Source organism: Xenophilus azovorans DSM 13620, from assembly GCF_000745855.1.
Classification (GTDB): domain Bacteria; phylum Pseudomonadota; class Gammaproteobacteria; order Burkholderiales; family Burkholderiaceae_C; genus Xenophilus; species Xenophilus azovorans.
Genome location: NZ_JQKD01000124.1, coordinates 1 through 1,926, shown reverse-complemented (window position 1 = coordinate 1,926; position 1,926 = coordinate 1). Strand labels below are relative to the sequence as shown.

1 protein-coding gene is annotated in these 1,926 nt (G+C 71.1%); it reads left to right on the top strand.

Annotated features, from left to right (window positions below; all coding sequences use genetic code 11):
- A partial coding sequence (locus tag Q392_RS26320) for a hemagglutinin repeat-containing protein (protein ID WP_211260316.1) occupies positions 1 to 1,926 on the top strand: 1,926 nt, incomplete at both ends.

Sequence of the window (1,926 nt, the reverse complement as noted above, 5' to 3'; positions counted from 1 at the left end):
CAGTACGGCCTGAAGGTGGGTGTGGCGCTGACCGCCGAGCAGATGGCCCAGCTCACCAGCGACATCGTGTGGCTGGTCGAGCAGACCGTCACGCTTCCCGATGGCAGCACCCGGCAGGTGCTGGTGCCCCAGGTGTACGTGCGCGTGCGCCCCGGCGACATCGACGGCCACGGCGCGCTGCTCAGCGCCGACGCCACCGTCATCAAGGGCACGGGCAACCTGACGAACACCGGCACCCTCGCCGGGCGCACCCTGGTGAGCATCAACGCCGGCACGGTCAACAATCTTTCCGGGGGACGGATCACCGGCGGCACGGTGGGCATCGACGCCAGGACCGACATCAACAACATCGGCGGGGTCATCCAGGCCGACGCCGCCGCCGTCCTCACGGCCGGGCGCGACATCAACATCCAGAGCACGACGCGAACGACCAGCTCCGGCGTCAACCTGGACCGCGTGGCGGGCCTGTACGTGAGCAACCCCGACGGCGTGCTGATCGCCTCGGCCGGGCGGGACGTGAACCTCGCGGCAGCGGTCCTGTCCAGCGGCGGATCGGCTTCCGTGGGCGCCGGCCGCAACGTCAACCTGGGCACCGTCACCGAGTCCAGCACCGCCGTGGCCCTTGGCCAGGGCGTAGCGGGCATCGCTGCCCAGAGCCGCGACATCGGCTCGGTCGTCCAGGCCGCCGGCAACCTGAGACTGGCCGCCGGCAACGACCTGAACATCCGCGCCAGCGGCGTGCAGAGCGCCGACGGCGCGCTGGTCGCCACGGCCGGCCACGACATCAACCTCACGGCGGGCCAGGCCAGCTCGATGGTGGCCACCGCCACCGTCAGCCACGGCGGCAACGCCTTGCGCAGGACCAGCAGCAGCACCTTCGACGCCAGCGGCCAGGTCGACGTGCTCGCCAGCAGCCTGGCCGGCAACACCGTGGCGCTGGTGGCCGGCAACGACATCAACGCGCAGGCCGCGCAGTTGTACGCCGAGGACGCCATGAGCCTGTCGGCCGGGCGCGACGTGAACTTCACCACCGCCACGCAGACCGACATCGAACTGCACGCCAGCCAGTCCAGGACCAGCGGCACGGCCTTGGGACAGGCGGTCGCAGGCCTGGCGCTCACACCCGGTGATGTCACGGCGGTCGCCTGGGCCGGCAAAAAAACCGGCGCCAACGGCGCCAGCGCGTCCATCACCCACACGGCGGTGGGCAGCCAGGTCTCGGCCGGCAGCCTGCAGGTGGTCAGCGGCCGGGATACCACGCTGACCGGCGCCACCGTGGTGGCCGACGGCGACATCACCATGCTGGCCGGGCGCAATCTCACCATCGAGAGCGCGCAGAACACGCATCTCGAAACGAACAGCCAGGCCGGCAGCACCAGCGGCATGGTGGGCGCCTGGTACAACCCCACCATCGGCCACGTCAAGCAGTTCGGCGCCGAAGCCGTCGCCCGCACCACGCAGGCGCCCAGCCAGGTGGCCAGCCTCACGGGCGACGTGACCCTGGTGGCCGGCAACGAATACCGTCAGACGGCCAGCAGCGTGCTGGCCGCAGGGCAGGCGGGCGAGCTGGCTGGCGGCGACGTCAACATCCTGGCCAGGAACGTCACCATCAACGAGGCCTACGACACCGAGCAGACGGTGGGCGTCAGCCGCTCGGGCAGCACCCTGGTGGGCGGCAGCGCGCATGTGGCGGGCCTGGGCACGGACACGATCCGCAACGGCCAGAGCACCATCCAGGCGATGGGCCAGACGGGCGACGGGCGCATGCAGGCCCTGGGCGCGATGAACCTGGCCATGAGCGGCAAGCAGGCCTACGACGCCGCGCAGGCCGTCGGCAGCGGCGGCCCCTACAGCTACGGCGTGAGCGTGAACGTCAGCCGCAACGAGAGCCAGGCGAACAGCTTCGGCACCAGCACCCAGGCCGTG